The organism is Phaeovulum sp. (genome assembly GCF_041596715.1).
In the GTDB taxonomy this organism is placed as follows: domain Bacteria; phylum Pseudomonadota; class Alphaproteobacteria; order Rhodobacterales; family Rhodobacteraceae; genus UBA6213.
Window position 1 is genome coordinate 1 of record NZ_JBFHIA010000224.1, and the last position, 4,893, is coordinate 4,893.

Annotated in this window: 7 protein-coding genes; 4 read left to right on the forward strand and 3 right to left on the reverse strand. The window is 62.4% G+C overall.

What is annotated here, in order from left to right; all coding sequences use genetic code 11:
• The 3 genes from ABY403_RS13275 to ABY403_RS13285 form a co-directional block, all read right to left on the reverse strand.
• Positions 1–207 (reverse strand): HD family hydrolase (locus ABY403_RS13275; protein WP_372841307.1); only part of this gene is annotated, 207 nt, incomplete at its 3' end.
• Entirely contained in the window at positions 204–500 is a 297-nt protein-coding gene (locus ABY403_RS13280; RefSeq protein ID WP_372841308.1) for a hypothetical protein, read from the reverse strand. The genes ABY403_RS13275 and ABY403_RS13280, both read right to left, overlap by 4 nt.
• The gene (locus ABY403_RS13285) at positions 466–1,125 is read right to left on the reverse strand and encodes an alpha/beta hydrolase (protein WP_372841309.1); all 660 of its coding nucleotides are present in this window, start codon (positions 1,123–1,125) and stop codon (positions 466–468) included. The genes ABY403_RS13280 and ABY403_RS13285 overlap by 35 nt, the downstream gene beginning before the upstream one ends.
• Before the next feature lie 204 nt (positions 1,126–1,329).
• On the opposite strand from ABY403_RS13285, the gene ABY403_RS13290 reads away from it, so the two are divergent.
• From ABY403_RS13290 to ABY403_RS13305, 4 genes are all read left to right on the forward strand, one after another.
• Entirely contained in the window at positions 1,330–1,788 is a 459-nt protein-coding gene (locus ABY403_RS13290; RefSeq protein WP_372841310.1) for an Rrf2 family transcriptional regulator, read from the forward strand.
• Between the two features lie 73 nt (positions 1,789–1,861).
• On the forward strand, positions 1,862–2,917 hold the full coding sequence (locus ABY403_RS13295) for a cysteine desulfurase family protein (RefSeq protein ID WP_372841311.1): 1,056 nt from the start codon (positions 1,862–1,864) through the stop codon (positions 2,915–2,917).
• 39 nt (positions 2,918–2,956) lie between these two features.
• On the forward strand, positions 2,957–4,471 hold the full coding sequence (gene sufB / locus ABY403_RS13300; RefSeq protein ID WP_372841312.1) for a Fe-S cluster assembly protein SufB: 1,515 nt from the start codon (positions 2,957–2,959) through the stop codon (positions 4,469–4,471).
• Positions 4,468–4,893: hypothetical protein (locus ABY403_RS13305; RefSeq protein ID WP_372841313.1), on the forward strand; the 426-nt coding region annotated here is incomplete at its 3' end. The genes sufB and ABY403_RS13305, both read left to right, overlap by 4 nt.

Here is a 4,893-nt window from a genome sequence, read left to right on the forward strand (position 1 = left end):
CAGCAAAAGCATCTTGATGACGCGCGCAATATCGACGCCGGGGCCAGCCTGATCGGCCAGCACCAGCGCATAAAGCGCCAGATGCCAGCTATGCTCGCCCGAGTTTTCGCGGCGCGAGCCATCGTTAAGGGTTGTGGCGCGCAGAACGTGCTTGAGCTTGTCCGCCTCCATCAGAAAGGCGAACTGACGGTCAAGCCGGTCGCTCAATGCTCGCCGCCCTTGGGTGCCGTGGGCGGTGCCTTGCCCGCCTCAAGCGCCGCGACCGCCGTTTGCAGAAACATGCGCCCGCGCGCCTCGGCCATGCGGATGCGGATCGAGGTCAGGAAGGTTTCCTGCATGGTCGGCGACGAGGTGCCAAGCGCCTTGGCGACATCCATATAAAGGCGGTCGTTGCCGAGCCGCTCCATCTCGGCAAGCGTGTCTTGCGCCAGCTTGTCGGCAAGATCTTCCAGCAGGCCCATTGCGCTACCGCGATGCTTCGCCCAGACGGCGGCGGACATAGGTCTGCACCGTCTCGATCATCGGCTTCATGTGCTCTTCTTCATCCTTGAAGAAGTGGTCCGCGCCTTCGACCTGCTCGTGGGTAATAACGATGCCGCGCTGCTCGCGCAGTTTGGCTACCAGATTGGCGGTATCCTTGGGCGGGGCGACGCGGTCTGCGGTGCCATTGATGATCAACCCCGACGAGGGGCAGGGTGCCAGAAACGAGAAATCATAGCGGTTGGCGGGGGGGGCCACCGAGATGAAGCCGGTGATCTCTGGCCGACGCATCAGCAATTGCATGCCGATCCACGCGCCAAAGGAAAAACCCGCGACCCAGCAATGTTTGGAATTGGGGTTGAGCGTTTGCAGATAATCCAGCGCCGAGGCGGCATCGGACAGTTCTCCAACGCCTTGATCGTATTCACCTTGGCTGCGCCCGACACCACGGAAGTTGAAGCGCAACACGGTGAAGCCCATGCGATGGAACGCATAGTGCAGATTATAGACAACACGGTTGTTCATTGTGCCGCCAAACTGCGGATCGGGGTGCAGCACGATGGCAATCGGCGCATCGGGCGCGCCATTGGGGTGGTAGCGCCCCTCCAGTCGCCCTTCGGGGCCGGGAAAAATGACTTCTGGCATGACAAGCCTGTTCCTGCTGCGGGTGCGGCGAATACTTGACGAATTCGCTCGGATACCCTAGATCGGTTGCAATCCCGGCTTGGGCCGGTTTGCCGCATCGACTTGAGTTAAGCGGCCTTCCTTGCAAGGTCAATGCTCTGCTAAAGGAAGTTGGGTTTTGCAGACATTTGCAGACCCGAAACCGCGAGAGTTCAGGAGGAGCGAGTGAAGCTTTCAACCAAGGGACGCTATGCGATGGTAGCGCTAGTCGATCTGGCAACGTCAAGCGAGGACCAGATGACCTCGCTTGCGGCGATTTCTCGCCGGCAGGATCTTTCGCTACCGTATCTGGAGCAGTTGTTCGTGCGGCTGCGCCGCGCCGGGCTGGTGCGCTCGGTGCGTGGCCCCGGCGGCGGCTATAGATTGGCGCGCGCGCCCAGCGAAATCCGCATTTCCGAGGTGTTCGAGGCGGTGGACGAATCCGTCTCGGCCATGGAAAAGGGCGCGGGGGCTACCGGGGGCGTTTCCGGCAGCCGTGCGCAAAGCCTTTCCAACCGGCTGTGGGAAAGCCTTTCGGCGCAAGTCTATGTGTTTTTACACGCAACGACGCTGGCCGATGTGGTGGGCAACGCGATGAAGCCTTGTCAGGCGGTGCCGTCGCTGTTTGCGGTGGTGGACGAATGACGGGCGCGGGCGCGCGCGTCGCGCAGATCGGCCTCGGGCAGGGGTCTTTGGCTAAAGCAGAGAAGGGCGCTGTGTGAGCGGGCGGGTCTATCTTGACTGGAACGCGACGGCACCGCTGCGCCCCGAAGCGCGCGCTGCAATGGCCGCGGCGATGGATGTGGTTGGCAACCCCTCGTCGGTCCATGCCGAGGGGCGCGCGGCGCGGGCGCTGATAGAGCGGGCGCGCGCGCAGGTGGCCGCGGCGCTTGGGGCCGAAGGGGCCGATGTCATCTTTACTTCAGGTGCCACCGAAGCGGCGGCGTTGGCATGTGGCGGGCGCGGGCTGGTCTGCGCAGAGGTTGAGCATGACGCGGTGCGCGCGTGGTGCGAAGCGGGGCTTGCGTGCGATGCCGCGGGGCGCGTGGCGGTGGCGGACCCTGCGCGAACTGCGCTGCAACTGGCCAATTCGGAAACCGGAGTGGTGCAAGAGTTGCCCGAGGGCCTTGCGGTCAGCGACCTCACGCAGGCCTTTGGCAAACTGCCCATTGCGTTCAACTGGCTTGGCGTGACCGCGGGCCTGATTTCGGCACACAAGCTGGGCGGGCCCAAGGGCATAGGTGCGCTGGTGGTGCGGCGCGGCACCGAAATTGCCAGCCAGATCAAAGGCGGCGGGCAGGAAATGGGGCGACGCGCGGGGACTGAAAACATTATCGGAATCGCCGGTTTTGGCGCTGCCGCCGAGGCTGCGGCGCGCGATCTGGCGGCAGGGGTTTGGGACGAGGTGGCGGAAATTAGAAATATTCTAGAATCCGCTCTGGAAGCTGGCAGCAAAGATGTTATTTTCCCCGGCAGGGAGAATCCTGCGGTTGCCCGGCTGCCCAATACCAGTTGCATCTTGGCGCAGGGATGGCGTGGGGAAACACAAGTAATGACGCTCGATCTGGCGGGGTTTGCCATATCGGCGGGCTCGGCTTGTTCCTCGGGCAAGGTGCGCGCCAGTCGTGTGCTGAGCGCGATGGGGTTTGGCAGCGAGGCCGCGGCATCCGCCGTGCGCGTCTCGATCGGGCCGGGGACAAGCCGCGAGCAGGTCTTGCGCTTTGCCGAGGTCTGGGCCGCGGCCTATGCGCGCCATCGCGCGAGAGCTGCATGAGAAATGCGCTGAAAAGCGCCTGAAAAGAACGGAAAAAGCATGAGCGGCGATCAGGAAGTGCGTGACGGCGTAGACCGCGAAACCGTTGACGCGGTGCGCAACATGGGCAGCTACAAATACGGCTGGGCCACGGATATCGAAACGGATTACGCCCCCAAGGGCCTGAACGAAGATATCGTTCGGCTAATCTCATCCAAGAACGGCGAGCCGGAATGGATGCTGGAATGGCGTCTGGCCGCCTATCGGCGCTGGGTCGAGATGGAAGAGCCGCGCTGGGCGATGCTCAACTATCCGGTGATCGACTATCAAGACCAGTTTTACTACGCCAAGCCAAAGAGCATGGCGCAAAAGCCCAAAAGCCTCGATGAAGTTGATCCGAAGCTGCTGGCGACCTATGCCAAGCTTGGGATTCCGCTGAAGGAACAGATGCTTCTGGCCGGGGTAGAAGGTGCCGAAGGGGTGGCGGCAGATGCGCGCCGGGTGGCGGTGGACGCGGTCTTTGACAGCGTCAGCGTAGGCACCACCTTCAAGGCAGAGCTTGCCAAGGCCGGGGTGATCTTCTGCTCGATTTCTGAGGCGATCCGCGAACACCCGGAACTGGTGAAGAAGTATCTCGGCAGCGTCGTGCCGCAGTCGGACAACTTCTTTGCCACGCTCAATTCGGCGGTCTTTTCCGATGGTTCCTTCGTCTACATCCCGCCGGGTACCAAATGCCCGATGGAACTGAGCACCTATTTCCGCATCAATGCCGAAAACACCGGGCAGTTTGAACGCACGCTGATCATCGCCGACAAGGGCGCTTATGTCAGCTACCTCGAAGGCTGCACCGCGCCCAAGCGCGACATCGCGCAATTGCACGCGGCGGTGGTGGAAATCGTCATTCTGGAAGACGCAGAGGTGAAGTACTCCACCGTGCAGAACTGGTATCCGGGCGATGAAAACGGGCTGGGCGGCATCTACAACTTTGTCACCAAGCGCGCCGATTGCCGGGGCGACCGTGCCAAGGTGATGTGGACGCAGGTTGAAACCGGCTCTGCGATCACCTGGAAATACCCCAGCTGCATCTTGCGCGGCAACGAAAGCCAGGGTGAGTTCTACTCGATCGCCATTGCCAACAACTTCCAGCAGGCCGACACCGGCACCAAGATGATCCACCTCGGGCGCGATACGCGTTCGCGCATCGTATCCAAGGGGATCAGCGCAGGCCACGCGCAAAACACCTATCGCGGGCAGGTCTCGATGCACCCGCGCGCCAAGAACAGCCGCAACTATACGCAGTGCGACAGCTTGTTGATCGGCGATCAATGCGGTGCCCATACGGTGCCCTATATCGAGGTCAAGAACCACTCGAGCCGGGTCGAACACGAGGCCACCACCTCGAAGGTCGATGAGGATCAACTGTTCTATTGCCGCGCGCGCGGTATCGGCGAAGAGGCTGCGGTGGCGCTGGTGGTCAACGGCTTCTGCAAGGACGTGTTGCAGGCGCTGCCGATGGAGTTTGCCATGGAAGCGCAAAGCCTTGTGGCGATCAGCTTGGAAGGGAGCGTGGGGTGAACCTTTCCGCCCCCCAGCGTGCGCGCCCGACGATGCCGCCTGAAGAGGCGGCAGCGGTTGCGCAGGCTTATGCGGGGGCAGAGGTCATTCTCGAATACGGCAGCGGCTGGTCTACTGCGCTGGCCGCCGAAATGCCGGGAAAGCTGATCTTTTCGGTTGAAAGCGACAAGGCATGGCTGGATGACATGGGGCGCTGGCTTGCCGCCAACCCGCCCGCAAGCGAGGTGCGCCTGCACCACGCCGACATTGGGCCGACCGGCCCGTGGGGCAAACCCGCGAATGATGCAAGCTTTCGCAAATGGCCCGGCTATGCCAATTCGGTCTGGGATCGCGACGATTTCGTGCACCCCGATATGGTGCTGATCGACGGGCGCTTTCGCGCCGCCTGTTTTGCCACCGTGGCGCTGCGTATCCAGCGCCCC

Coding starts and splice junctions, on each gene's coding strand:
- ABY403_RS13280 (WP_372841308.1), bottom strand. CDS start 500: ATGTCCGCCGCCGTCTGGGCGAAGCATCGCGGTAGCGCAATGGGCCTG.
- ABY403_RS13285 (WP_372841309.1), bottom strand. CDS start 1,125: ATGCCAGAAGTCATTTTTCCCGGCCCCGAAGGGCGACTGGAGGGGCGC.
- sufB (WP_372841312.1), top strand. CDS start 2,957: ATGAGCGGCGATCAGGAAGTGCGTGACGGCGTAGACCGCGAAACCGTT.